23 protein-coding genes and 2 tRNA genes are annotated in these 26103 nt (G+C 69.2%); 20 read left to right on the top strand and 5 right to left on the bottom strand.

Annotated elements, in window-relative coordinates:
• Window positions 1–72 precede the first annotated feature (72 nt).
• Window positions 73–1986 (top strand): DUF2264 domain-containing protein, encoded by a 1914-nt coding sequence (locus Q9R02_RS12365; RefSeq protein ID WP_305997005.1) that lies wholly within the window; start codon window positions 73–75, stop codon window positions 1984–1986.
• Here Q9R02_RS12365 and Q9R02_RS12360 read toward each other — a convergent pair.
• A complete protein-coding gene (locus Q9R02_RS12360) occupies window positions 1973–3160 on the bottom strand; it encodes a glutathionylspermidine synthase family protein (protein WP_305997004.1) in 1188 nt (395 codons plus the stop codon). The genes Q9R02_RS12365 and Q9R02_RS12360 overlap by 14 nt on opposite strands.
• A gap of 2 nt (window positions 3161–3162) precedes the next feature.
• Entirely contained in the window at window positions 3163–3831 is a 669-nt protein-coding gene (locus tag Q9R02_RS12355; RefSeq protein ID WP_305997003.1) for a Tat pathway signal protein, read from the bottom strand.
• Window positions 3832–3969: 138 nt separating this feature from the next.
• Between Q9R02_RS12355 and Q9R02_RS12350 the strand changes: the two genes are divergently transcribed.
• From Q9R02_RS12350 to Q9R02_RS12320, 7 genes are all read left to right on the top strand, one after another.
• Complete coding sequence (locus Q9R02_RS12350) at window positions 3970–5454, top strand: sensor histidine kinase (protein WP_305997002.1); 1485 nt, start codon at window positions 3970–3972, stop codon at window positions 5452–5454.
• Window positions 5451–6125 (top strand): response regulator, encoded by a 675-nt coding sequence (locus Q9R02_RS12345; protein WP_305997001.1) that lies wholly within the window; start codon window positions 5451–5453, stop codon window positions 6123–6125. Before Q9R02_RS12350 ends, Q9R02_RS12345 begins: the two co-directional genes overlap by 4 nt.
• A gap of 119 nt (window positions 6126–6244) precedes the next feature.
• Entirely contained in the window at window positions 6245–6907 is a 663-nt protein-coding gene (locus tag Q9R02_RS12340; RefSeq protein ID WP_305997000.1) for an MOSC domain-containing protein, read from the top strand.
• A gap of 448 nt (window positions 6908–7355) precedes the next feature.
• Entirely contained in the window at window positions 7356–9614 is a 2259-nt protein-coding gene (locus Q9R02_RS12335; RefSeq protein ID WP_305996999.1) for a DEAD/DEAH box helicase, read from the top strand.
• 59 nt (window positions 9615–9673) lie between these two features.
• Window positions 9674–10036 (top strand): LysM peptidoglycan-binding domain-containing protein, encoded by a 363-nt coding sequence (locus Q9R02_RS12330; RefSeq protein WP_305996998.1) that lies wholly within the window; start codon window positions 9674–9676, stop codon window positions 10034–10036.
• 114 nt (window positions 10037–10150) lie between these two features.
• A tRNA-Thr gene (locus Q9R02_RS12325) sits at window positions 10151–10222 on the top strand.
• Between the two features lie 63 nt (window positions 10223–10285).
• Window positions 10286–10359 (top strand) — tRNA-Met (locus Q9R02_RS12320).
• Window positions 10360–10525: 166 nt separating this feature from the next.
• On the opposite strand, the gene Q9R02_RS12315 is transcribed toward Q9R02_RS12320, so the two are convergent.
• Window positions 10526–12424: a DUF5107 domain-containing protein gene (locus Q9R02_RS12315; RefSeq protein ID WP_305996997.1), complete on the bottom strand. Its 1899-nt coding sequence runs from the start codon at window positions 12422–12424 to the stop codon at window positions 10526–10528.
• A 374-nt stretch (window positions 12425–12798) separates the two neighbouring features.
• Between Q9R02_RS12315 and Q9R02_RS12310 the strand changes: the two genes are divergently transcribed.
• From Q9R02_RS12310 to Q9R02_RS12295, 4 genes are all read left to right on the top strand, one after another.
• The gene (locus Q9R02_RS12310; RefSeq protein WP_305996996.1) at window positions 12799–14433 is read left to right on the top strand and encodes an ABC transporter substrate-binding protein; all 1635 of its coding nucleotides are present in this window, start codon (window positions 12799–12801) and stop codon (window positions 14431–14433) included.
• An 83-nt stretch (window positions 14434–14516) separates the two neighbouring features.
• Window positions 14517–15602 (top strand): ABC transporter permease, encoded by a 1086-nt coding sequence (locus Q9R02_RS12305; RefSeq protein WP_305996995.1) that lies wholly within the window; start codon window positions 14517–14519, stop codon window positions 15600–15602.
• Window positions 15602–16639, top strand: a complete 1038-nt coding sequence (locus tag Q9R02_RS12300; protein WP_425279276.1) for an ABC transporter permease — start codon at window positions 15602–15604, stop codon at window positions 16637–16639. Before Q9R02_RS12305 ends, Q9R02_RS12300 begins: the two co-directional genes overlap by 1 nt.
• On the top strand, window positions 16636–18342 hold the full coding sequence (locus Q9R02_RS12295; RefSeq protein ID WP_305996994.1) for an ABC transporter ATP-binding protein: 1707 nt from the start codon (window positions 16636–16638) through the stop codon (window positions 18340–18342). Before Q9R02_RS12300 ends, Q9R02_RS12295 begins: the two co-directional genes overlap by 4 nt.
• A gap of 81 nt (window positions 18343–18423) precedes the next feature.
• Here the strand turns inward: Q9R02_RS12295 and Q9R02_RS12290 are convergent, their stop codons facing one another.
• Window positions 18424–18822, bottom strand: a complete 399-nt coding sequence (locus tag Q9R02_RS12290; RefSeq protein WP_305996993.1) for a nuclear transport factor 2 family protein — start codon at window positions 18820–18822, stop codon at window positions 18424–18426.
• A 62-nt stretch (window positions 18823–18884) separates the two neighbouring features.
• Here Q9R02_RS12290 and Q9R02_RS12285 point away from each other — a divergent pair, with 62 nt between their 5' ends.
• Together Q9R02_RS12285 and Q9R02_RS12280 are read left to right on the top strand one after the other, a co-directional pair.
• Complete coding sequence (locus tag Q9R02_RS12285) at window positions 18885–19520, top strand: TetR/AcrR family transcriptional regulator (protein ID WP_305996992.1); 636 nt, start codon at window positions 18885–18887, stop codon at window positions 19518–19520.
• A 31-nt stretch (window positions 19521–19551) separates the two neighbouring features.
• Window positions 19552–21144, top strand: coding sequence for a Na+/H+ antiporter (locus Q9R02_RS12280; protein WP_305996991.1), 1593 nt, complete (start codon window positions 19552–19554; stop codon window positions 21142–21144).
• A 13-nt stretch (window positions 21145–21157) separates the two neighbouring features.
• On the opposite strand, the gene Q9R02_RS12275 is transcribed toward Q9R02_RS12280, so the two are convergent.
• Window positions 21158–21613 carry an SRPBCC family protein gene (locus Q9R02_RS12275; RefSeq protein WP_305996990.1) on the bottom strand — a complete coding sequence of 152 codons (456 nt, stop codon included), beginning with the start codon at window positions 21611–21613 and terminating at the stop codon, window positions 21158–21160.
• 181 nt (window positions 21614–21794) lie between these two features.
• On the opposite strand from Q9R02_RS12275, the gene Q9R02_RS12270 reads away from it, so the two are divergent.
• The 6 genes from Q9R02_RS12270 (at window position 21795) to Q9R02_RS12245 (ending at window position 26055) form a co-directional block, all read left to right on the top strand.
• Window positions 21795–22760 carry an aldo/keto reductase gene (locus Q9R02_RS12270; RefSeq protein WP_305996989.1) on the top strand — a complete coding sequence of 322 codons (966 nt, stop codon included), beginning with the start codon at window positions 21795–21797 and terminating at the stop codon, window positions 22758–22760.
• A gap of 144 nt (window positions 22761–22904) precedes the next feature.
• The gene (locus Q9R02_RS12265) at window positions 22905–23762 is read left to right on the top strand and encodes an HpcH/HpaI aldolase/citrate lyase family protein (protein WP_305996988.1); all 858 of its coding nucleotides are present in this window, start codon (window positions 22905–22907) and stop codon (window positions 23760–23762) included.
• Between the two features lie 20 nt (window positions 23763–23782).
• On the top strand, window positions 23783–24010 hold the full coding sequence (locus tag Q9R02_RS12260) for a DUF3188 domain-containing protein (RefSeq protein ID WP_305996987.1): 228 nt from the start codon (window positions 23783–23785) through the stop codon (window positions 24008–24010).
• Window positions 24011–24107: 97 nt separating this feature from the next.
• Window positions 24108–24557, top strand: coding sequence for a MaoC family dehydratase N-terminal domain-containing protein (locus Q9R02_RS12255; protein WP_305996986.1), 450 nt, complete (start codon window positions 24108–24110; stop codon window positions 24555–24557).
• The gene (locus tag Q9R02_RS12250) at window positions 24557–24994 is read left to right on the top strand and encodes a MaoC family dehydratase (RefSeq protein ID WP_305996985.1); all 438 of its coding nucleotides are present in this window, start codon (window positions 24557–24559) and stop codon (window positions 24992–24994) included. The genes Q9R02_RS12255 and Q9R02_RS12250 overlap by 1 nt, the downstream gene beginning before the upstream one ends.
• Window positions 24991–26055 (top strand): UDP-N-acetylmuramate dehydrogenase, encoded by a 1065-nt coding sequence (locus tag Q9R02_RS12245; RefSeq protein WP_305996984.1) that lies wholly within the window; start codon window positions 24991–24993, stop codon window positions 26053–26055. The genes Q9R02_RS12250 and Q9R02_RS12245 overlap by 4 nt, the downstream gene beginning before the upstream one ends.
• Window positions 26056–26103 lie beyond the last annotated feature (48 nt).

Raw genomic sequence — 26103 nt, 5'->3', positions numbered from 1 at the left:
ACTTCCAACTGAACATCGGCGCGCCTAGCGTGGTCAAGACGTTTCCAGGACGCGGACCACGCAGGAGGACTCATGAACGACGACGCCGCGCAGCGCCGCGCGTACTGGACCGGCTTCGCGGACCGGCAGCTTCTGGCGCTGCGGCCGCACTTCTCACCGCACCACGCGCTGGTGCACCTGTCCGGACGCCCGTCCATCTCCGGCGTCCGCTCCGACGAGCTGGAGGGCTTCGCCCGGACGTTCCTCCTGGCCGCGCTCCGCGTGGCCGGCACCGGGGGAGAGGACCCGCACGGCCACCTCGACTGGTACCGCAGCGGGCTCGTGGCCGGGGCCGCCCGTGACGGGGCCGAGTCCTGGAACCCCGTCGCCGGCCGGACACAGGCCCTGGTGGAGGCCGCCTCCGTGGCGATCGCGCTCCAACTCAGCAAACCCTGGCTCTGGGACCGCATGAGCCGCAACGAGCAGGACGTGGTGGCCGCCTGGCTCCAGGGCTCCAGCACCGCCGAGGCCTGGGACAACAACTGGGTCCTGTTCAGCGTCCACGTGGCCGAGTTCCTGGCCGGCGCCGGCTACCCGCACAACCCGGAGCACGTGACGGCCGGGCTGGACCGGATCGAGGACTGGTACGCCGGCGAGGGCTGGTACCGCGACGGCGACAACGACGGCACCGGCGACTTCTTCGACTACTACTGCGGCTGGGCCCTGCATCTGTACCCGCTGCTCTGGTGCCGCTTCGCCGGCCAACGTGCGGAACCGCACCCCTGGGCCGCGGAACGCCTGCCCCGCTACCGCGAGCGCCTGGCGGAGTTCCTTCGGCACTACCCGGAGTTCTTCGGCGACGACGGCGCGCCGCTCTTCCAGGGCCGCTCCCTCACCTACCGCTACGCCGCAGTGGCCCCGCTCGCCCTCGGTGCGCTGTTCCTGGGGGAGGAACTGAGCCCGGCGGAACTCGCCAGCTTCGGCACCGTTGCGACCCGCGCGCTCGAGTACTTCGACACGGCGGACGCCTACCCGGACGGCATCGCCACCCTCGGCTGGCACGGTCCCTACGAGCCCATGGTTCAGGAGTACTCCGGCCCCGGCTCCCCGTACTGGTCCTCCAAGGCGTTCCTGGCCCTGCTGATCCCGGAGGACAGCCCTTTCTGGCAGCCTGTCGCCCCGGCGCCCGGTGAAACGGCCACCACCCTGTCTGCCCCGGGTTTCCTCCTGCACCGCGGCCCCGACGGCATCGCCCAGCTGGCCAACCACGGCAGCGACAAGCACTACGGCCCCGCCCCCGACAACGACCTCTACAGCCGCCTCGCCTACTCCAGCGCCACCGGCCCGCTCACGGCCACCGGCGCCGAGGCCGGCCAGGCCGTCGACAACCACCTGGCCCTCATCCGCCCGGACGGCACCGCCTCGTGGCGCAGCCGCATCCACCGCCTGCCTGCCTCGGACGGCACCCTGGCGAGCTTCCACCGCCCCGTCTTCTCGGCCACCGAGGATGAGGCGGAACAGCCCGTCACCGTCGCCACGGGCACGACGGCGCGCGGCGGCTACCAATTGCGGGTGCACCGGATCACGGTGCCGGAGGGCTGGGACGCCGACGGCGTGACGGTCAGGGACGGCGGCTGGGCCGCCGCCGGCGGCGTCCAGTCCACGCTCTGGCCGCTGAACACCGAGGACCTGAGCAGCGGAGACCTGAACACCGAGCACCTGAGCAGCGGGGACCGGCGCGCGGACGCCGCGCCCGCCGTCGTCGTCCGCGAGGTTCAGGGGAGCACCGCGTTCGGCGACGCTCGCTGCCCCGTGGCGGAGTCGACGCTGGACGGGCCGGTCACGCTGCGGGCGAGCGTCCATCACCTGGGCCGCGAGGCTCTCACACACCGACCCGGCGAGGCCACGCTCCGGGAACACGACGGCCGGGTCTGGGCGCGCGTCCGGATGGAGCCCGTGGGAGAGGGCGAGCCGTTCGTCCTGGCGCTGGACTTCAGGACGCCGTAGCTCCCACCGCCGGAGCCGGTGCGTCGATGGTGTTGGGCACGAAGCGGCAGTAGAAGTCCGTCACGGGGCCGTCCGATTCACGGATGCCGCAGCCCACGGATTCGCCGTTGACCACCCAGAGTCCCAGCACGGGGTGATTCCCGTCGAAGTCCGGAAGCTGCTGGTACGCCTGGTAGCACCAGCCTTCGCGGCCGTAGTCGCCGGGCTGCTCCAGCTCGATGCCCGGCGCGTGGATCCGGATGTTGTCGCCCTCCCGGCCGTGCAGCGGCTTGGCCACCCAGGCCTCCAGGTCCCGCGGCGAATCCAGATACGCGGGCAGCAGGTTCGGGTGCCCGGGGTAGAGGTGCCAGAGCGCGGCCAGGAGCGCCTTGTTGGACAGCAGCATCTTCCAGGCGGGCTCCACCCAGGCCGGGTTCAGCTCGCGCGCCAGGAGGTACTGGCCGAACGGCTCCCGGACCATCTGCTCCCACGGGTACAGCTTGAACAGGGTGCTGATGGGGTAGTCGTCCAGGTCCACGAAGCGCTGATAGCCGTGGTTCCAGCCGATGTCCGCCATGTTGATGCCCACGGTGGCCCAGCCGGCCTGCTCGGCCACGTCCCGCATGTAGGCCGTGGTCATCCAGTCCTCACCGGAGTCCTCGTTCCCGGCATGCGCCAGGTGGAGCCGGGACATGCCCGTCCGGGAACGGTACCGCTTCCACTGCTCGATCAGCGCCTCATGGATGCCGTTCCACTGGTCCTTCTCCGGCATCACGTCCTGCAGCCAGTACCACTGGGCCAGGGACGCCTCGATGAGCCCCGTGGGGGTGTCCGCGTTGTACTCGAAGAGCTTGGCGTCCCCGTGGCCGTCGTAGGCGAAGTCGAAGCGGCCGTACACGTCGGGGTCCGCGGCCTCCAGCGAGGCGACGGCCAGTTCACGCGCCTGGGGCCCGATGCCCAGATCGCCCATGGCACCGGTGCCCAGGAAACGTGCGGCCTCCAGGCACATGCGGTGCATGTCCTCCGCCACGAGCTCCAGCCGCTCCACCTCATCCATGGAGAACTCGTAGTAGGCGGACTCGTGCCAGTACTCCACCTGGGTGCCGTCCGGCTTGGTGGAGGCGGAGAACACCAGTCCCACGGATTCGATCTTCTCGCGCCAGTCCGGGCGCGGGGTGGCCGTCAATCGCCGCATGATCAGCCTCCCGAGCTCTTGCCGCCGTCGGAGCTGCCGCCGAAGCCGCCCCTGCTGGTGGTGCCCTTGGAGAAGCTGCCGCCGCTGGAGGAGAAGCCCTTGGCCGCCGTCGTGCCGGAGGGGAGCGTGGACGTGCCTCCCGAGAGGCCCCGCACCGAGGAACCGACGGACGGGATCATGGAGCCGCGGGCGAAGAAGTACCAGCCGTACACGTGGCTGCCGCGGCCCGCGGAGCTGTCGCAGTTCGAATCGTCCACCCGCAGCTGGGTGCTTTGGTCCGTGCACACCTCGGCGTAGTCACTGCCGTCATCCTGACTGGAGACGACGGCGGCGATGGTGCCTGCCAGGAGCGCGGTCACGCCCAGCGAGATCACCACGGTCCGGCGGGTCCTGCGCTTGCGCTGCTGGGCCGCTGCGGCGGCCAGGTCCTTGTCCTGAGTCCGGTTCAGTTCGTCCTGGAAACTCTCCCGCCGGCCCGGGAACACGCCTCCATTGGCCACCGCGTCGGCGCCCTGGCTGACCAGCTCGGGGTCCAGCGGCGGTGCGGGAGGCTGCCATGGCGGCGCCGGCGCCGTCCCTTCGCCCCGACGTCCTGCGCCGTCCCCGGGAGTCCGCGTCCCGCCGTCGTGCCCTGGCGGATGCGGCACCGCTGGCTGGTCCTCTGCTGGCACTGTGACTTCCTCCCACGGAACGGGGCCCGGCCGGCCCACGAGCCAGTGTACTGAGCGCCCAGGCCGAGGGACCGCGAATGTCATGGGGAGGGCTGCCCACGCGGACCGGAAGGGCGGCCGGCCTGACAGACTGGAGCCATGACGGACACTGAGCCCTGGGAGCGGATCCGCGGCTTCAGCCGCCTGATCTTCGGTGTGCAGCGGCCCGGGCTGGGCCTGGTCCTGGCGGTGGCACTGCCGGTCACGATCGAACTCGTGGCCACGGCGGCCGGCTTCCGGACGTTCACCACAGTCCTCCTGCTGCACCTGGCGGGCGCCGTGCTGGTCGCCGCGCTCGGCGGGGTGTGGCCGGCTGTGGTGGCGTCCCTGATCGCCATGGTGATGCTCAACCTGTTCTCCACGCAGCCCATCGGTTCCTTCCACCTGGTGGATCCGCAGGACGCCGTGACGCTGGCGATCTTCCTGGTGGTGGCCTGCTCCATGGGTATCGCCGTGGGGCTTGCCGGGCGCCGTGCGGCGCAGGCGGAGCAGGCGCGCGATGAGGCGTCGTTGCTGAACAGCCTGGCTTTGCGCATCCTCGGCTCGGACGACTCCCTCGAATCCTTCCTGCGCCGCCTCAGCGAGACGCTGGACGGCCGTCCCGTCTCCCTGCTGGCCGTGGACGACGACGCCGCCTCACCCAACGCGCCGCAGGTGGAACGCCTGCTGGCCAGCACCTCAGCCGAGGCTCCGGCGCGTTCGGCGGCCGCGGGAGCCGCCGTCGCCGTCGGCGATCAGTACCGTCTGCTGGTGGGTGGCAGTGAGCTCGACGCGCGGCAGCAGCACCTGCTCGGTGCGTTCGTGGCGTTGGTGGTGGCCGTGCGCGAGCGGCAGGAGCTGGTGATCAGCCAGCGGGAGAACGCCCGGTTGAACGAGGGCAATGTGATGCGCACGGCCATCCTGCAGGCGGTGTCCCATGATCTGCGGACCCCGATCGCCGGCGTGAAGCTCAATGTCGCCACACTGCGGCTTCCGGGCGTCACATTCACGCCGGAGGAGCAGGCGGAACTGCTCGCCACGATCGAGGAGTACACGGACCGGCTCTCCTCCTTGGTGGCGAATCTGCTGGACATGTCGCGCCTCACGGGAGAGTCGGCCGCGCCGCTGTTGGGCCCCGTCCGCTGGACGGACGTCATGGACCGGGCGCTGCATCACGTCCCGGCGGAACTGGTCACCGTGGAGGTCGCCGGGCATCCGCCCGTGCTGGCGGACGCGGGCATGCTGGAGCGGGTGGTGGCCAACATCGCGGAGAACGCCGTCCGGCACGGGCGGGGCAGTCGGATCAGGATCATGGTCCGGAACAGCGCGACTCTGAGGAACCGGCCCGCCGCGGAACTTCTGGTGGAGGACCACGGTCCGGGGATGGACCTGGCGCACCAGGAAGAGCTGTTCCAGCCGTTCCAGAGCATGGACGACTCCACCCAGGACGGCGTCCGCGGCGTGGGGCTGGGTCTGGCGGTGGCGCGCGGATTCACCCAGGTCATGGGCGGGCGGCTCCGGGCCGAGGCGACCGCCGGCGGAGGTGTCACTATGGTGGTGACCCTGCCGCTGGCGGAAGGGCATGACACGGAGGCGGAGCGGTGACCAAGGTCCTGGTGGTGGAGGACGAGCACGGCATCGCCCGGGCGCTCCAGCTGAACTTCAAGGTCCACGGCTACCAGTGCGTGCTGGCGCCCAATGAGGCGGTGGCGCGGCGGCTGGCGGCGGAGGAGAAGCCGGAGGTGGTGATCCTGGACCTCGGACTGCCCGACGGCGACGGCGTGGACTTCATCCGCTGGCTGCGGCAGTGGAGCGAGGTCCCCGTGATCGTGCTGTCCGCGCGGCACGGCTCGCATGACAAGGTGGCGGCCCTGGACGCCGGGGCGGACGACTACGTCACCAAGCCGTTCGGCATCGAGGAGCTCATGGCCCGGCTGCGGGCTGCGACGCGGCGCTCCGCCGTCACCCATGAGGTCCCGCAGGTGCAGGGGGCCGACTTCACCGTGGACCTGGCCGCCCGGAAGATCACGCGCGACGGCGCCGAGGTCCGCCTCACCCCGACGGAATGGAGCATCCTGGAGATCCTGGTGCGCAACCAGGGCCGTCTGGTCAGCCAGCAGCAGTTGCTCCTGCAGGTGTGGGGCCCGGCATACGCCAAGGAGACCCAGTACCTGCGGGTGTACCTGAACCAGCTGCGCCGCAAGCTGGAGAAGGACCCGGCCAGCCCCCGGCACCTGCTCACCGAACCCGGCATGGGATACCGCTTCGAGCCGTAGGGCACCGGATTATGCGGGCCACCCTACCGCTGAAACAGTGGGTTTCCGCTGAGACAGTGGTTTAAACCCACTGTCTCAGCGGAAAGCCACTGTCTCGGCGACGGGGCTAGGCTGGGGGTATGCACCCGGGAACCCTGCTGGCCGTCTGCCGAGTCCATGAACTGCACCCTGACGTGGAGGGCCGCGTGGGGGTGACCGCCATCGACAAGCGCCCCGTCGAAGGCCCGGTCACCGTGCACCGGCTGGGCCTGCACGGCGACGTCCAGGCGGACCGCGCCAATCACGGCGGCTTCGACCAGGCCGTCTACGCCTTCTCCCAGGACGACGCCGACTTCTGGGCCTCGGAGCTCGGCCGGGAGATCGCCCCGGGCTACTTCGGGGAGAACCTGCGCGTGAGCGGCGTGGAGACCACGAACGCCGTGATCGGTGAGCGCTGGAGGATCGGCACGGACGTCGAACTCGAAGTGACGTCGCCGCGGGTGCCGTGCTCCACGTTCCAGCGCCACGTCCAGGAGGAACGCTGGGTGAAGCGGTTCACCGAGGCCGGCCGCGTGGGCTGCTATCTGCGTGTCATCAAGCCGGGATCCATCAAGGCCGGGGACCACATCCACCGCAACTACGTCCCCGAGCACGGTGTGACGATCGGTCAGTGGTTCAGCGAACCGAGCCTGGAGCTCGTGGACGCGCTGCGCGACGCCGAGGCGGACGGGCACATCGTGCTTCAGGAGGAGTATCACGAGGAGTTTGAGAAGCTGGAGCGCCGCCTGGGCCGCGCCCTCTGACGCTGAGTGCTCACTTGTGGTGGCTTGGCGGCGCTCGAACCCGCCACTACTGAGCACTCAACCCGGCTGATGGCCCGGTGTGGGGAAGCTAACAGGAACACCCCGTAGCACGCAGGCAAGTCCATCCCGTATGATGGATGCATCCCCCAATTCCGGTTTTCCATACATCCTGCCCAATTTTTGAGGCAGGACAGGTCGAACAAGGGGTCCGCAGGGTGTGCGGGCATATTTCATGGAACGGCCGGCTGAGCACAAGGATGCTCGGAAGTAAGCGCTGCGCGGGACTCGCTGGGAGAGCGACGGTGTGCAGTGGGATGCCTGGCCATGGGATTGCAAGAGCGCTGGGTTTCCGAGCACCGGGTCAAACCGTCTCCGGTGCCCGTATGCGGCCGCCACCCTACTCATCAGTGGTGCGCCGCCCGGCTGGAATTAATGAGGTTCCTTCCGCATGTCCGAAAACGCATCCATCGAGGAAAACACCGTCCAGGAGACCCTGGCCGAGACCCCCGAAACCGCCACCGTCGAAGCTGAGCTGAACGACGACGCCGCCACCCCCGCCGCCGACGAGGCGCCTGCCGCTGTGGCTGAGACCGCCGTCGAGCGTTCCGAAGACGCCGAGCCGTCCGAGGATGAGGACGACGACGCCGTCAAGTTCACCGATCTGGGCATCGACGGCCGCGTGCTGGCCGCCCTGAAGGACGTCGGCTACGAGAAGCCGTCCCCCATCCAGGCCGCCACCATCCCGCTGCTGCTGGAAGGCCGCGACGTCGTCGGCCTGGCCCAGACGGGTACCGGCAAGACCGCCGCGTTCGCCATCCCGGCCCTTTCCCGCATGGCCGAACTGCACGACACCAACGGCCCGTCCCGTGCCACCCAGGCGCTGGTGCTCGCACCGACTCGCGAGCTGGCGCTCCAGGTGGCCGAGGCCTTCACCTCCTACGCCAAACACATGGAGGACTTCACCGTCCTGCCCGTGTACGGCGGTTCCGCCTACGGCCCGCAGCTGGCCGGTCTGCGCCGTGGTGCGCAGGTCGTCGTCGGCACCCCCGGCCGTGTGATCGACCACCTGGAGAAGGGTTCCCTGGACCTCTCCGAGCTTCAGTACCTGGTGCTGGACGAGGCCGACGAGATGCTGCGCATGGGCTTCGCCGATGACGTGGAGAAGATCTTCCAGGAGACCCCGGAAGACCGTCAGGTCGCCCTGTTCTCCGCCACCATGCCGGGCCAGATCCGCCGCATGTCCAAGCAGTACCTGAACAACCCGGAAGAGATCTCGGTCAAGTCCAAGACCACCACGGGCGCCAACATCCGCCAGCGCTTCGTGCAGGTCATGGGCCCGCACAAGCTGGACGCGCTGACCCGCATCCTGGAGGTCGAGGAGTTCGACGGCGTCATCGCCTTCGTGCGCACCAAGATGGCCACCGAGGACCTGGCGGACAAGCTGAAGGCCCGTGGCTTCCAGGCCGCCGCCATCAACGGTGACATCGCTCAGGCTCAGCGTGAGCGCACCGTGGAGGCCCTGCGCGAGGGCAAGATCGACATCCTGGTGGCCACCGACGTCGCGGCCCGTGGTCTGGACGTGGAGCGCATCAGCCACGTGGTCAACTACGACATCCCGCACGACACGGAGAGCTACGTGCACCGCATCGGCCGCACCGGCCGTGCCGGCCGCAAGGGCGACGCGATCCTGTTCATGACCCCGCGTGAGAAGTACCTGCTGCGCGCCATCGAGCGGGCCACCCGCCAGAGCGTGGAGCAGATGCACCTGCCCACCGCGGAGACGGTCAACTCCCTGCGCATGAGCAAGTTCGCGGACCAGATCACCGAGACTCTCGAATCCGAGGACGTCTCCGTGTTCCGCGACCTGATCGCCTCCTACGAGGAGGAGCACAGCGTTCCCGCCGCGGAGATCGCCGCCGCCCTGGCCGTCATGGTCCAGGGTGACGAGCCGTTCTTCGTCAAGGAACTGCCGTCCACCCCCGAGTTCCAGAAGCGCGAGCGCAACAAGGACGGCTTCGGCACCCGCGGCCCGTCCCGCTCGGTCACCGAGGGCAACGCGACGTACCGCATCGCCGTCGGCCGCCGTCAGCGCGTGCTGCCGGGCTCGATCGTGGGCGCCCTGGCCAACGAGGGCGGATTCTCCTCGTCGCAGATCGGTGGCATCGACATCCGTGCCGACCACACCCTGGTGGAACTGCCGGCCGAGCTGAGCAAGGACCAGTGGGCCGCGCTGTCCCGCACCCGGATCGGCGGAGAGCTGATCCACCTGGAGCTGGACAACGGGCGCCGTCCCAACCGTGAGCGCAACGACCGCGGTGGGGATCGTGGCGGCGACCGTGGCTTCGGCGGCGGCGGCCGTGGCGGCAACTTCAAGGGCAACGGAGGATTCAAGAAGGAATTCCGTAAGTCTGATGAAGGCGGCTTCAACCGCGACCGCGGCGATCGCGGTGACCGAGGCTTCGGTGGCGAGCGTGGCGGCAACCGTGGCTTCGGCGGCGAGCGCAGCAGCGCCGACCGCGGCGGCCGGGCCTACTCCGAGCGCAGTGACCGTGGCTATGATCGGGACAGTGGTTCCCGCGGCGGATACGGGGAACGGCCGCGTGGCGGCTACGGTGAGCAGCGTTCGGGCGGCGACCGTGGCGAGAGCTTCGGGCAGCGCAAGCCGCGCCACAACAAGGGCAACTTCGGCGGACGGAACTCGTGGTAGCTGATACTCCGGACGGAGGCGTTCACCCTCAGGGTGAGCGCCTCCGCGCGTTTAATGAGGTGGACAACACGGTGCAGGACATCGACGACGACGGCGCGCCCCGGCACGCTGCGGCGCCCTGGCCGGCCGCTGGAGGCGGCCAAGAGGCGGCTGGGGAGGCTGTTGCGTCCAGCGACGCCGTCGATGACTCTCCGGCGCCCGGCGCGCCGAGTGAGGGCCCTGCCGAGGCGGGCCCCGGCGTCGTCGTGGTTCAGCGGCCTCTGCCCCGTCCGGCGAGCGTGACGGTGGGGGAGGGGGACACCCTGGAGGTGATCGCGGAGCGGTGGGGCGTGGACACCGGCGAGCTTGCCGCGCTGAACGCCTGGATGGTCCCGAATCCGGCGTATCTGTTCCCCGGGCAGGTGCTCCGGCTGCCGTCCTGAACGGGTGGCCAAAGCGGTTCTGAGCTGGGCGGATGTGATCTGCGTCAAAGTGGGGGCTTTGCGGGCTTCTCGATTTTGCACTCGGCCCCGGATCCGGTAAAGTATTTCTTCGTTGCCCCCTTAGCTCAGTGGTAGAGCGCGTTCTTGGTAAGAACGAGGTCGCCGGATCGATTCCGGCAGGGGGCTCTGGATGAGAGGCCCGTGTCAAGGCGGCGATTGACCGGCTTGGCACGGGCTTTGCTCATCCGTGGCGGTGTAGCTCAGCTGGTTAGAGCGCACGACTCATAATCGTGAGGTCCCGGGATCGAGTCCCGGCACCGCTACCGAGAAGGCCCCGGAACGGAAACGTTCGGGGGCCTTTTGCGTTGCCCGGGGCCGGCCGTGTTCCCGGCGCGCAGCATCTCCCCTGGCTTTCCCCGCCTTTGTGGAGTTTCCCCTGCGCTGAAGCGGCGGGGAATGCCCACAAGGGCGGGGAAAGCGGTAGGGACCTCAGCTCATGGTGAAGTCGTACTCCACCGGGAGCGGCTCGCCCGGGACGGCGGCCTCCCATAGCTCGCGGAGTACGTTCACGCCCTCCCGCAGATCGGGCACCTCGATCCCGGCCTTCAGCAGCGCAGCCACCTCATCCAGACGCCCCAGCCCGGCCAACGACCGTGCCTTCAGCAGGAGCAGCCGTCCGTGGAACTGCGCCGCCGGATCGTCCAAGGACACCCGGTCCAGCAATTCCAGCGCATCCGCGGGCGCCTGGGTATCCAGCATCGCCTCCGCCGCCTCGGCCAGCAGCCGCCGGTCCCCGGGCGCGGCCAGGCACGCCGCGCGGTAATGTTCAACGACTTCCTCGTCGGCCCCGCCGTCGTGCGCCAGCAGCGCCAGCCCCCGGCGGGCGAGCGCCGATTCCCGCAGCCCCAGCGACTCCGTATACAGCCCGCGCGCCCGGTCGCCCAGCCCGGCCCCGTGCGCGATCAGCGCCCGGTGCAGCAGCGTCTCCGCTGTCGGGGGCAGTGCGGCCAGCCGCGCCTCCCATTCCGGGCCGGCCACGAAGGACGGCGCCCCAGCGAACGTCCCTTCCCGCAGCAGCCCCACCCACGGTGCCTGCTCGGGCCCCAGCCAGGATTCCGGGAACGGCGTCGCGGCCGAATCGATCGGCTCCGCCCGGGACAGCGACTCCAGCGCACCCCAGCCGTTCCCCGCCCCGAGCACCCGCACGGGAGCGTCGCGGAAACCGTCCGCCTCGGCGTGCGCCGCAGCCAGATCGGCGCTGCTGAGCAGCGTCTCCACCCGCTCGGCTGAATGCGCGACGGCGGCGCCCCAGTCCTCGCTGTGCGCTGCGGAGGGCGTCACGGCAGCGTTGCCGTAGGCCTCCGTCCACGTCCAGGCCGTGCGGGCCGGCAGTGGCAGATGCTGGAACTGGGTCTGGGCCAGGCCGGCCTGGATCTCGGCGTACTCGCCCCCGTCGGGCGAGAGCCACCGCTGCCAGTGGCGCCCGCCCGTGCCGTCGCCCCACACGAAGAGCTTGCGGCCCCGCAGCCGCTCCGTGGACAGCATGGCCAGGCCGTCGCCGTCGCGGTCCGCGTTCAGGATCCAGCGCCGGCCGTGCTCCGGCAGGTCGAAGAAGAAGTCCGCCGCGTGCGCATTGCGGGCGGGCCAGGTGCAGTCCCGTCCCTCGAATGCGGTGGGGTCCACCTTCACGATGCTCCGGTAGTCGCTCGAGTACGACTCCGTGGCGGGCGCCAGCACCCGGCTGTGCGGGTCCTGCGGCACGGCGGCGTTGGTCCACCAGTACAGCGGCACCTCGTGGTCCTGTGCGTTGCTCACCCGGAAGGACACGAACAGCACGCGCGAGTCCTCCGGCAGCCAGGCGTCAACCTGGAAGACCAGTCCGCGGAGTCGTTCGTAGTCCCACATCCGCAGGACCTCCTGGCCGTCCGGGCCCGTCACCACCCCGTGATGCAGAGGTTCGCAGGTGCTGGGGGAGTGACCGCGGGTGCCGATGTTCCACTCGATCCCGCCCGCGAACCAGGCGTTCCGCAGCGCGAAGTTGGCCAGCTGCAGCGAGTTCTGAGTGTGGAGCAGGTGCTTGCCGCCGGCCTTGTCGAACAGCTCCCACAGCCGACCGCCCCACTCGGGCAGGAACACCGCCCGGAGGTGCCGGTTCTCCAGGGTCACGGTGCGGACCTCCCGCGGCTCCAGCACCCGTGAGTACCCGTCCTGCGCCGTGTACGGGAACAGGCTGGCCGGCTGACCGTAGGAGATGTCGCCCAGCCCGGCCTCCGCGGCGGCGCCCGGGTCGTACGGGGTGTCCGGCAGTGGGCCCACCAGCGGCAAGGCACCGTCGACGTTGCCGGTGGGGATGTTCAGGATGCGTGAGGAGACGACAGGACCGGGCATGGGCACTCCAGGGATCGGCGGGCTGAATACGGCACAGGGTTGATAAGTCGCCGGCTTGATGCGGCACGGGCCTGATGAGGCACTGAGGCGATTCTGTCGCCCCTGCCGGGGCGGGTCCAGAGGTGCCGCGTATTCGCTCGCCGATGAACAGCGGCAGGCGAAGCGACGACGACGGGGCTCGGCCGCCGTCGTCCCCTCACCGCCTGCTCGGCCCATGATCCCTGGGTCACACTTTGGTAAACAGGTGTTGTGTGTCGCGCATCACAGTGGGTACTGTTGCCACTGGCCCGGACCGGCAACACTTCTTTCACATGTCGTCCGGGTTTCACTGGCGTGTGCACCCCGCGCCGGAAGACGGACAAGGAAGTTCTCGCATGGCACAGAACAACATCACCCGGCGCGGCGTCTTCGCGCTGGCCGGGGTATCCGCCCTCGCCCTGGCCGCCTGCACAGGCCCGTCCGGAGGCGGCGGGTCCTCGACCGGTGGCAGCGGTGGCGGCAACATCATCGCCTACGGCACCACGGACAAGGTCACCGCGCTGGACCCCGCAGGTTCCTACGACAACGGCTCGTTCATGATCATGAACCAGGTGTTCCCGTTCCTGATGAACTCCAAGCCCGGCAGTGCGGAGCCGCAGCCGGACATCGCCACCTCGGCCGAATTCACCACCCCCACCACGTACACGGTGAAGCTCAAGTCGGGCCTGAAGTTCGCCAACGGCAACGACCTGACCTCCACGGACGTGAAGTTCAGCTTCGACCGTCAGATCAAGATCAACGACCCCAACGGCCCCGCAAGCCTCCTGGGCAACATCGCGTCCATCGCGGCGCCGGATCCCACCACCGTGGTCTTCACCCTGAAGCAGGGCAATGACCAGACCTTCCCGCAGATCCTCTCCAGCCCGGCCGGCCCCATCGTGGATCACCAGGTCTTCCCCGCGGACAAGATCCTCGACGACGACGCCATCGTCAAGGGCAAGCCGTTCGCCGGCCAGTACACCATCGACTCGTACAACAAGAACACCCTGGTCAGCTTCAAGCCGTTCGACGGCTACCAGGGCCTGCTCGGCAAGCCGGCCAACTCCGGTGCCACGGTGAAGTACTACACGGACCAGAGCAACATGAAGCTCGAGATCCAGAACGGCAGCATCGACGTCGCCAACCGCAGCCTGAGCGCCACGGACATCGATGACCTCAAGAAGGACTCCAAGGTCACCGTCCACATCGGCCCCGGCGGCGAGATGCGGTACGTGGTCTTCAACTACAACACCATGCCGTTCGGCGCCAAGACCCCGGAGGCGGACCCGGCCAAGGCCCACGCGGTCCGCCAGGCCGTCGCCAACCTGGTGGACCGCCAGGCCATCGCGGACCAGGTCTACAAGGGCACCTACCTGCCGCTGTTCTCCAACGTCCCGTCCGGCTTCCTCGGCGCCACCGAGTCGTTCAAGGACATCTACGGCGACGGCGGCAAGCCCAGTGCGGACAAGGCCAAGAAGGTCCTCTCCGACGCCGGCGTCAGCACCCCGGTGAACCTGAACCTCGAGTACAACCCGGACCACTATGGCAAGTCCTCCGGCGACGAGTACGCCATGGTCAAGGACCAGCTGGAGAAGTCCGGCCTGTTCAAGGTGAACCTGCAGTCCGCCGAGTGGGTGACCTACAACAAGGCCTCCAAGGCGGACGCGTACCCGGTCTACCAGCTCGGCTGGTTCCCGGACTTCTCCGACCCGGACAACTACCTCACCCCGTTCTTCCCCAAGGGCGGCTTCGAGAACAACCACTACTCCAACCCCGCGGTGGACGCGCTGATCGAGAAGCAGCTCACCGAGAAGGACAAGGCCACGCGCGAGAAGGACATCCAGGATGTCCAGAAGCTGCTGGCCGCGGACATCTCCACGCTCCCGCTGCTGCAGGGCGCGCAGGTGGCCGTCTCCGGCGTCAACGTCAAGGGTGTCCAAGAGACCCTGGACGCCTCGTTCAAGTTCCGCCTGGGTTCCGTTTCCAAGTAATGCCATGAGCAGGGGCGGGGAGTGATCCCCGCCCCTGCTCATGCCGCATTCACGGTCATCCTCCCCACGACACGAGGTTCCGCATGTCATCCATCGTCGAAGCCGAGACGCCGGAGGCGCTCAGCCCCGCGGCCACCGCCAAAAGCGGAGGCGGGCTGGGCCGGTACATCCTGGTCCGTTTCCTGCTCATCTTCCCCACCATCTTCATCCTGGTCACCCTGGTGTTCTTCCTCATGCGCATCACCGGTGATCCCATCACCGCCGCTCTGGGCGGACGCCTGCCCCAGGACCAGCTGAACGCCCGCATCCACGACGCCGGCTATGACCGGCCCATCATGGTCCAGTACGTCGAATACCTTGGCCAGATCGCCACCGGCAACTTCGGCACCACCATCTCCGACCGCCGCCCGGTGGTGGAGATGCTCGCCACCTTCGGCACCGCCACCCTGGAACTGAGCATCAATGCGCTCATCGTGGCGCTGCTGATCGGCATCCCGCTCGGCATGCTCGCCGCCCACCGGCGTGACCGTGTGCCGGACGCCGTCCTCCGCCTCTTCGCCATCCTCGGCTACGCCACCCCCGTGTTCTTCGCAGGCCTGCTGCTCAAGCTGACGTTCTCAGTGGCCCTGAACTGGCTGCCGGTCTCCGGCCGTGCGTCCACCAGCACCGAACTGGCCATGACCCAGCTCGCGGCACCCAGCGGCATCTACTGGCTGGACGCCCTCCGCAGCGGCAATCTGGACGCCTTCGGCGACGTCGTCAAGCACGCCATCCTCCCCGCCGTCGCGCTCGGCCTGCTGACGGCCGGCGTGTTCCTGCGCCTGGTGCGCACCAACCTCATCGGCACACTCGGCAAGGACTACGTGGAAGCCGGGCGTTCCCGTGGCGTCCGCGAATACCGTCTGGTGACCAAGCACGCCTACAAGCCGGCCCTGATCCCCATCATCACCGTGATGGGCCTGCAGATCGCCCTCATGCTGGGCGGCGCCGTCCTGACGGAGACCACCTTCGAGTGGAAGGGCCTGGGCTATCAGCTGGCCCAGTACCTGACGGCCCGTGACTTCGTGGCCGTGCAGGGCATCGTCATGCTGCTGGCCGTCATCGTGGCCGTGACCAACTTCGCGGTGGACATCGTGGCCGCCGTGATCGACCCCCGGGTGAGGTACTGATGTCCCCGACTGAACCGAGAACGCCGGCCACTCCGGCGTCGCTGTCCCGGCCGCGCGGCGAATGGCTGCGCAAGCTGCCGCTCATCTCCCACCTGCGCCAGAGCGTGGGCCTGCAGCGCGGCATGCTGGCCGCGGGCACCATCGTGACCCTGGCCTTCATCCTCACCGCCATCCTGGCCCCGGTCATCGCCCCGTTCGGCTACTCCCAGATCTCGGATGCGGACGGGTCCTTCCCGGCGCAGGCCGCACCCGGCGGGAAGCACCTCTGGGGCACCACCGTGGGCGGGTACGACGTGTTCTCCCGGACCTTGTGGGGCGCCCAGACCGCCGTGACGGTGATCGTGGTCTCCGTCATCCTGTCCCTCGTGGCCGGCGTGCTCCTGGGCCTCTTCAGCGGCTACCTGGGCGGCTGGGTGGACCGGATCCTGGTGGTCATCGCGGACGCCATCTACGCGTTCCCGTCCCTGCTGCTGGCCATCGTCATGTCGATCGTGATCGGCCACGGCCAGTCGGGCTTCTGGTCCGGTGTGGCCGCGTGTGCCATCTCCATCACCGTGGTGTTCGTCCCGCAGTACTTCCGCGTGATCCGCGCGGAGACCATCCGTCTGAAGGCCGAGCCGTTCGTGGAATCGGCCAAGGTGGTGGGCGCCTCCCCGTGGCGCATCATGGGCCGGCACATCTTCTCCAACGCCACCCGCACCCTGCCGCTGATCTTCACGCTGAACTCCTCCGAGGCGATCCTGACCCTCGCCGGGCTCGGCTTCCTGGGCTTCGGCATCGAGCCGACGTCCGCAGCCGAGTGGGGCTATGACCTCAACAAGGCCATGTCCGACGTGTCCTCCGGCATCTGGTGGACGGGCGTGTTCCCCGGCGCCGCCATCGTGCTGACCGTGCTCGGCCTGACCCTGGTGGGCGAGAGCATGAACGATCTGAACGACCCCCGCCTGCGCGGCCGCAAGCGCGCCGGCAAGGGCTCCGCCAAGCAGCGCACGGCCGTCCCGGCCGGTGGCGTGGACTCAAAGGAGGCCACCGCATGAGCGCGGCAGCCAAGCACGTGGACGCGACGCGGTCCACGGACGGACCCGTCCTGGAGATCAGCCACCTGGACGTCACCTTCGCCACCGACGGCGGGGATGTGCCCGCCGTCAAGGACGTCAGTCTTCAGGTCCGCCCGGGGGAGGTGCTCGCCATTGTGGGCGAGTCCGGCTCCGGCAAGACCGTGACGGCGCGCACCGTCCTGGGCCTGCTCCCCGAGACGGCCACCAGCCAGGGCGTGGTCCTGGTCAACGGCCGGGACGTGGTGAGCGTGAGCCCGGCCGAGCTGCGGAAGATCCGCGGCCGGGACGTGGCCATGGTGTTCCAGGAGCCGTCCACGGCCCTGAACCCGGTGTTCACGGTCGGCTGGCAGATCGCCGAGGGCCTGCGCGCCCACTCCCGGGACGGCCACCGGATGAGCCGCAAGGAAGCGCGGGAGAAGGCCGTGGAGGCGCTGCGCAAGGTGGGCATCCCAGACCCGGAGACTCGCGTGGACTACTACCCGCACCAGCTCTCCGGCGGGCAGAAGCAGCGCGTGGTCATCGCTGCGGCGCTCGCCCTGAACCCCGGCCTCATCGTGGCGGACGAACCCACCACGGCCCTGGACGTCACGGTCCAGGCGGAGATCCTGGACCTGCTCCGCGAACTGCGGGACCAGTACGGCACCTCGATCGTGCTCATCACCCACAACATGGGCGTGGTGGCGGATCTGGCGGACCGCGTGGTGGTCATGTACCGCGGTGACGTGGTGGAGGAGGCCCCTGTGCGGACCCTCTTCGCCGAGCCCAAGCAGGACTACACCAAGGACCTGCTGGCCGCCGTGCCGCACCTGGGCCGCGACTCGGCCTCGGAGGGCGCCACGGAGCGGCTGCGCCAGGGTGGCAAGGTGCTGGTGGAGGCCAGGAACCTGGGGATCTCCTTCCCGGGCCGCTTCGGCCGAGCCGGCTTCACCGCCGTGGACGGGGTCAGCTTCACCATCTCCGAGCGCGAGGTGTTCGGGCTGGTGGGGGAGTCGGGGTCCGGCAAGTCCACCATCGGCCGGGCCATCGCAGGACTGAACCGGATCACGGGCGGCAGCCTGACGGTCTTCGGGCACGAGATGAACGGCTTCAAGGAACGCGACTTCAAACCGCTCCGCAAGGACATCGGCTTCGTCTTCCAGGACCCGGCCGCCTCCTTCAACCCGCACCTGACCATCGGCGAGTGCATCGCGGAGCCGCTGCTCATCCACCGCAAGCCGAGCGCGGCGGACGCACGACGGCGCGTGGGTGAGCTGCTCGAGTCGGTGCAGCTGCCGTCGTCGTACGCCGGCCGTTACCCGCACGAGCTCTCCGGCGGACAGCGTCAGCGCGCGTCCCTGGCACGTTCCCTGGCTCTGAACCCGCCGCTGGTGATCGCGGACGAGCCGACCTCCGCCCTGGACGTGTCCGTGCAGGCGAAGGTGCTGGAACTGTTCCGGGAATTGCAGGAGGAGTACGGCTTCGCGGCCCTGTTCATCAGCCACGACCTGGCCGTGGTGGACATGCTCTCTCACTGGGTGGGCGTGCTGCACCGGGGCCATCTGGTGGAGCAGGGCATCGGCAGCCAGGTCATGGGGCAGCCGTCCCAGGACTACACGAAGCGGCTCATCGCCTCGCTGCCCGTGCCGGATCCGGACGAGCAGGCGCGACGCCGGGAGGCGCACCGGGACCTGCTGCAGGGCTGAGCCGGGCGCACCGCCGTGCGTGAACGAGGCCGTCCGCACTCCCGATCGGGGGTGCGGACGGCCTCGTCGTCTCCCGGCCGCTCACTCGGCCACGGTGTCGCCGTGCCGGTGGGCCACCTTCCACTGCCCGCCTTCTCGCCGGTAGACCTGCGTGGCGCGGAGTGTGTACGTCCGCGGTGCGCCGTCCACGGACACGGAGGTGTGCTCCAGGGCCGCGGTGTAGGCGAGGTCCCCGGCCACGTCGCAGGCCACGAGCTCGACCTCGCTCGAGGTGCAGTCGGAGAAGCTCGTCGCGAGGTAGGCGAACAGTGCGTCGATCTCGGCCTGGCCGACGGCGTTGCGCCAGGCGCCGAGCACGCTGACGGGCTCATTGCGGGACCACAGTTCCCGCCGGGGCGCGGCATCGCCGTTGTGGAGGGCCAGTTCCGCGTCGAACCACGGTCCGCGGAACCAGCTCAGGAAGTCATCCTTGCCGGTCATGTCACTCAGCCTCATTCCATCGGCTTGGTCGCAACATTTGGATACAGTTAGAATGTACCCAAATGGATGACGCAGTCAAGAGGCCGTACAACTCGCGCCGGCGGGCGGAGAAGGCCCAGGAGAACCGGGAACGGATCATCCGTGCCGCGACGGAGCTTTTCGTCCGTCACGGTTACGGGCAGACGACCATCGCCGAGGTGGCCGAGGCGGCAGGGGCTTCCGCGGAGACCGTCTATAAGGCGTTCGGGAACAAGGCCGCTCTGCTCCGGAGTGCCTGGCACACCATGTTCCGCGGCGATGAGCGCAATGTGCCGCTGTACGACCGGCCGGAGATGCAGGCGATCCTGGGCATCGCCGACCTCGGTGCGCGCATCGAGGCGCATGCCCGTTTCGTCACGGCGAACAACCGCCGCAGTGCCCCGTTGCTCCGGGTGATCGAAGGGGCCGCCGGCGGGGACGACGGCGCCCGCGCGATGCTCGCCGAATGGAAGGACCGCCTGGCCGACGTCGCCGCCCGCTACGCCCGCTCGGCCGAGGAGACCGGACAGCTGGTCTTCCCCGCCGCCGAATGCGCCGACGTCGTCTACGCGACCATGGACGGTGCTCTGTGGCAGCGGCTCGTGGCCGAGCGCGGCTGGGACGACGAGCGCTTCGCCGGCTGGCTCGCGGAACAGTGGCGCCGGCAGTTCTTGGGATAGACCGGGCGTGCCTGCCTGACAGAATGGCCCCATGGAACAGCTCGCACTGATCATGGGACTGCTCTTCGCCACGGTGCTGGCCGTGGGTCTGGGGGACCGGCTCAAACTGCCCTATCCGGTGCTGATGCTGCTCATGGCCATGGTCATGACGTTCATCCCCGGCTTCCCGGAGTTCGTGATCGACCCGGAGCTGATCCTGCCGATCTTCCTGCCTCCGCTCCTGTTCGCCACCGCGCAGCGCAGTTCCTGGCAAGTGTTCCAGCTGCGCTGGCGGACCCTGCTGTGGCTGGCGGTGGGGCTTGTGGCGGTCACCACGGCCGCGGTGGCAGGCACCGCCTGGATGCTGATCCCGGGGATCGGGCTGCCCGCGGCCATCGCCCTGGGCGCCATGGTGGCCCCGCCGGACCCGGTGGCGGTGGAGTCCGTGGCCGGCAAGGTCCACATGCCCCGCAAGCTCATGAACATCCTGCAGAGCGAGGGCCTGTTCAACGATGCCGCGGCCATCGTGATCTTCCAGGCCGCCGTCGCGGCCACCCTGGCAGGCCGGGACCTGGACTTCAGCCTGGTGCCGAAGTTTCTGCTGGGCATCGTCCTGGCCGTGGCGATCGGTGTGGCCATGGGTTATGCGGCGAAGTTCGTGACGTGGCTCGTCACGGCCGGTGTGGCCCGCACGGCCGTGAGCCTGGTGGTCCCGTTCGCCTCCTACATCCTGGCGGAGGAGGTACACGCGTCCGGCGTCATCGCCGTCGTGGTGGTGGCGCTGGAGATGAAGCGGCACGCCCGTCCGGAGGATGCCACGGAGCGGGTGAGCCAGGCGGCGTTCTGGGACGTGGTGGAGCTGCTGGCCACCGGCCTGGCGTTCGGACTCGTGGGACTTGATATCCGGCAGGTGATCCACCAGCAGGGCGCGGCGGTCTTCGCCATGGTCCCGTCCGCGATCGCGGTCTGTGTGGTGGCCATCGCCGTCCGGTTCCTGTGGACGTGGCTGTACCTGGGAACCCGCCGGAAGCTGTACCACGGGGATGTTCGGGCAATGCTCAAAGACGTGGTCATCCTCAGCTACAGCGGCATGCGCGGGCTGGCCACGCTGGCTCTGGCGCTCGCCCTTCCGATGGTGCTCAACGACGGGTCCGCCTTCCCCGCACGGGACCAGATCCTGGTGATCGCCTGCACCGTCCTCCTCGTGACCCTGGTACTGCCTGGGCTCACCCTCCCGGCACTCATGAAGGCGCTCAAAGCCCAGGACGACGGGTCCGAGGAGAAGGAGGCCGTCCGCATGCTGGCCCGGCGCGCCCAGAAGGCGTCCCTGGTGGCGCTGAAGGAGAGCGAGCTCGCCGCGCAGCTGACCCCGGAGCAGCAGAAGCTGCTGACACAGCGCTTCAAGGGCCTTCACGTGGAGCTGCAGGGCGGCGGAGCGGACGGCACATCCCCGGAGGCGGCGGAGCTGCGCGAGAAGTACGCCAAGGGCCGCGAACTGCTGATCGCCGCGCAGACCATCGCGCTCGACGCCGCGCGGCAGGAGGTCCTGGTGGCGCGCAAGGAACTCGGGATGGACCCGGAGGTGGCGGACCACGTGCTGCGCACACTGGACCTGCGCACCATGGTGATGCCGAGCGGGGACTGAGGCGCGGAGCGGACTAAGCCGTGGCCGGGGTCCCGTCCGTCGCGACGGACCGCGCGGACAGCGTCTTGTTCAGCGAGGACAGCCCGCTGCGATAGATTCCCCTGAACAGCACCTCGGCTTCCTCAGCGCTGACGCCCTGCGGCACGAAGCGGCCACTCCACTGGACCTCCGCGGCGTCCTCGAGCCCGGGGACGGCGTGAACGCGCAGGGTGGAGAGGTAGCCGGTCACCGGGAAAGGCGACTGATCGAAGGTGTAGCTGTAACGCCGCTCCGCGTCGCTGAACTCGACGAGCCGTTCATGGACGGTGGAACCGTCAGGAGCGGTGAAGCCTCGGACCCGGCCGCCGTGCAGCGGTGTGCACTCCGTGACGGAGGACAGCCAGTCGGGGAGGGCGTGGAAGCCGCCGATCAGTTCCCAGACGGTGTCCGGGGATCCGGGGACGATGCGGCTGACGGAGATCGAGCCCATGGTTCGGTGTCCTTCCCTTCGTGGTGTGTGTCCCGCCGACGAGCGGCAGGACGGAGGCCGGGGGCGACTGGCCGTGCCGCGGCGCCCGGCTCTCATTCTCGTTCCCCACACCGGCCACGTCACGCACCGGCGCCGGGGGAGTCCCTGGTGGACGCGCACTTCCCATGAAAGGGTGGAGCGCATGAACACCGCGGAAATCCCCACCGGACGTCTCATCTACGGCTGCATGGGGCTGGGTGGCGCCTGGGACGCCCCCGGGTACACGGACGACGACGTCGCGAGGGCGGCCGCCGCCATCGACGCGGCGCTCGCGATCGGCGTCGAACTCTTCGACCATGCGGACATCTACAGCATGGGCAAGGCGGAAGCCGTCTTCGGCGAGGTGCTCGCCGCCCGCCCGGGGCTGCGGGAGAAGATCCGCCTGCAGAGCAAGTGCGGCATCCGGCTGTGGGAGAACGGGCTCAACAACTACTACGACCTGAGCCACGCCTCGATCATGGAGCGGGTGGAGGGCATCCTCGCCCGCCTGCGGACAGGCCACCTGGACACCCTGCTCTTCCACCGCCCGGACCCGCTCCTGGACCGCCGGGAAGCCGCCCGTGCCGTGAGCGAGCTGCTCGCGGACGGCCGCATAGGTGCCGTCGGCGTCTCCAATATGTCCGCCGCGCAGATGGAGTATCTGCAGGATTCCCTGACGGTTCCGATCGTGGCGAATCAGCTGGAGATGAGCCTGGCCGTCCGTGACTGGGTGGACTCCGGGGTCACGGTCAACCACCGGCAAGGTGCCGGCAATCCGTTCCCGCACGGCACGCTGGAGCACTGCATGGGCCGCGGCATCGAGCTGCAGGCGTACGGCTCGCTGGCCAACGGCCGCTACACGGGAGCCGTGCCGGCGGATGAGCTCGACGACGCCGGCCGGGCCACCGCCGCCCTGGTGCGGGAGCTGGGCGAGGAGTTCGGGGTGGCGCCGGAGTCGGTGCTGCTCGGCTGGCTGATGAGGCACCCGGCCGCCATCTCCCCGGTGATCGGGACCACCAGTCCGGCGCGGATCGCGGCCTGCGGGGACGCCGTGTCCGTGGCGGCCCGGATGGACCGGCTGCAGTGGTACCGGCTGTGGATCACGGCACGGGGCGAGTTCATCCCGTGAGAGGTGGCGGCGATATACCGGTCTAGCCTGGTCTGATCGGCCGGGTTGCCTGTTCTGTGAGAAAAGTCAATAAAAATCAGATATGACTGTCAGAACCCGACAAAGGCTTGGGATCGCAGACCCACGAAACGGTACCGTAGAGCCATGAGTTCTTCCGTCGCATCAGGCCGCCCCACCCGCAAAGTCAGCCCGGAGATCGCGCGCTCCTGGCTCCTGGTCAACGCCATGAAGACGGAACTCTTCGATGAGGCCGCCGCCTCCCGCGCGGACGCCATCATCCTGGACATCGAAGACGCCGTGGACCCCTCGCACAAGGACGAGGCGCGCGAGAACGTCCGTTCCTGGCTGACCGCCGGAAACCAGGCCTGGGTTCGCATCAACGACGCCACCAGCCCCTTCTGGGCCGATGACCTGGCCGGCCTCCGCGGCACCCCGGGCCTCCTCGGCGTGATGCTGGCCAAGACGGAGTCCGCGGACCAGGTCACGGAGTCCTACCACCGCATGGACGGCAAGACCCCCGTGATCGCCCTGGTGGAGTCCGCCGTCGGCATCGAAGAGGCCAACCACATCGCCCGCGGCCAGGGTTGCTTCCGCCTGGCCTTCGGCTCCGGCGACTTCCGCCGCGACACCGGCATGGCCGCCACCCCGGAGGCCATGGCCTACCCGCGCGCCAAGCTCGTCGTCGCCAGCCGTGTCGGCGGCCTGCCCGGCCCCATCGACGGGCCCACCGTCGGCACCAACCACCCGATCCTGCGCGAGCAGAGCGGCATCACGGTCGCCATGGGCATGACCGGCAAGCTCTGCCTGTCCACGGACCAGACCGCCATCATCAACGAGGTCATCAGCCCCACCCCGTCCGACGTCGCGTGGGCCACCGACTTCATGAACGACTTCGAGGCCAACGGCCGCGTCATCCGTGACGGTTCTGACCTGCCGCGTCTGGGCCGCGCCGAGAAGATCATGAAGCTGGCGGTCGCTTTCGGCGTCTCGCCGGCCGTCTGAGCAGCGCCGAGATTCCGCAGGTGATCGGCGATTTCTGGGCCACCGCGTCCACGGCGTACAAGGCCGTGGTGTTCAGCGCCCTGGGCCTCATGGTGATCGGCTTCGTGCTGAACATGATCGGCCTGGCCAAGCACAACAACGGCTTGGCCCTCGGGGCGCTGCCCGTGATCGGCGCCGGACTGCTCCTGCACATGGTGGGCATGGTGATCCGCAGCCGCGAGATCCGCAAGCAGCGTCAGGGCAAGTAGCACCCACCCACCCCTCCCGCGAGAGGACAATCGTTGCCGCTTTGACGCAGTTTCAGCGGCAACAACTGTCCTCTCGCGTGCACTATAGGCTTGACCCATGAGCATCAATCCCGATCTGCAGGGCCGCAGCTACCCGGCCGCCGAGGTCTACGAGGTGGGCCGCGAGAAGGTCCGCGAGTTCGCCCGCGCTGTGAAGGCCACCCACCCGGCGCACTTCGACGTCGAGGCCGCCCAGGCCCTGGGCCACGCCGACCTGGTGGCCCCGCCCACCTTCGCCATCATCGTGGCGCAGCGGGCGGACGCCCAGCTGATCGAGGACCCGGAGTCCGGCATCGACTTCTCCCGCGTGGTCCACGCGGACCAGCGCTTCACGCACCACCGCCCCATCGTGGCCGGTGACCGTCTGGTGGCCGAGCTGCACGTGGACCAGGTCCGCGGCATGGGCGGCGGCGCCATGATCACCACCCGTTCGGAGATCTCCACCGTGGACGGTGAGAAGGTCGCCACCACCACGTCCTCCATTCTGGTCCGCGGAGAGGGACAGTAATGCCTGCATTGAACGAACTTGAAAAGGGCCAGGAGATCGCCCGCCGCGTCATCGACGTGAACCGTGTGGACCTGGTGAAGTACGCCGGCGCCTCCGGCGACTTCAACCCCATCCACTGGAACGAGGCCTTCGCCCAGGGCGTCGAGCTCCCCGGCGTCATCGCGCACGGCATGTTCACCATGGGTTCCGCCGTGCAGCTGGTGACCGACTGGGCCGGCGACCCGGGCGCCGTCGTCGACTATCAGACCCGCTTCACCAAGCCCGTGCTGGTCACGGACACCACCGGCACCGCGACGCCGGGCGCGCAGGTGGAGGTGGTCGGCGTCGTCGGCGCCATCGATGAGGAGGCCGGCACGGCCCGCATCGACCTGAACGTCACCTTCGACGGCCAGCGCGTCCTGATGAAGGCGCAAGTCCTGGTGAAGCTGTCCGCATGAGTCAGACCACTCTGGCCGGGCTGACCACCACGCGGGTGGGCGGCCCGGCCGGCCGCTTTCTGGAGGCCTCCACCGAAGCGGAGATCATCGACGCCGTCCGCACCGCGGACGCCGCGGGGGAGCGGCTGCTGATCCTCGGCGGCGGGTCGAATCTGCTGATGTCCGACGACGGCTACCCGGGCACGGTTCTGCGGATCACCTCCCAGGGGATCGCGACGTCGACGGAGGAGACGTGCGGCGGCGCCACCGTCACGGTTCAGGCCGGCCATGAGTGGGACGACTTCGTGCACCACTGCGTGCTGCACGCCCACTCCGGCGTGGAGGCGCTCTCCGGCATCCCCGGCAGTGCGGGAGCGACGCCGGTGCAGAACGTGGGCGCGTACGGCGCCGATGTGTCGCAGACGATCGCCCAGGTGCGGACGTGGGACCGCGAGACGTCCGCGGTGAAGACGTTCGCGCTGTCCGAACTGCAGTTCGCGTACCGGGATTCGGTGCTGAAGCGCACCACGGTGGAGGGCTCGCCGCGGTACGTGGTGCTCAGTGTGACGTTCCAGTTCCCGCTGGGCCGGATGAGCGCACCGATCCGGTACGCCGAGCTGGCCCGGACGTTGGGTGTGGAGGTCGGTCAGCGAGCCAACGCCCTGGACGTACGCAACGCCGTGCTTCAGCTGCGCCGCGGCAAGGGCATGGTGCTGGACGCCGCGGACCACGACACCTGGTCCACCGGATCCTTCTTCACCAACCCCGTGGTGCCGGAGTCCGAGGCCGCGAAGCTGCCGGAGAACGCGCCGCGCTACCCGGCGGGGGATGGGCTCGTGAAGCTGTCCGCGGCGTGGCTGATCGACCACGCCGGGTTCCCCAAGGGTTACGGCCTGGCGGAGGACTCCGTGAGCGGGGGACGCGCGTCCTTGTCCACGAAGCACACGCTCGCGCTGACCAACCGCGGCGCGGCCACTGCCCAGGACCTCCTGGCTCTGGCGCGCGAGGTGCGGGCCGGCGTGAAGGCCAGTTTCGGCGTCGAACTCCACAATGAGCCGCTGCTCATCGGCCTGGAGCTCTAACTCTTCATCGATCGCTGAGAAAGCGTTCGTTAGACGGCCTATTCGAGC

This window comes from Arthrobacter horti (assembly GCF_030731045.1).
In the GTDB taxonomy this organism is placed as follows: Bacteria; Actinomycetota; Actinomycetes; order Actinomycetales; family Micrococcaceae; genus Arthrobacter_E; species Arthrobacter_E nanjingensis.
The sequence above is the reverse complement of the archived record's forward strand: the minus strand, read 5'-3'. Positions and strand labels throughout refer to the sequence as shown.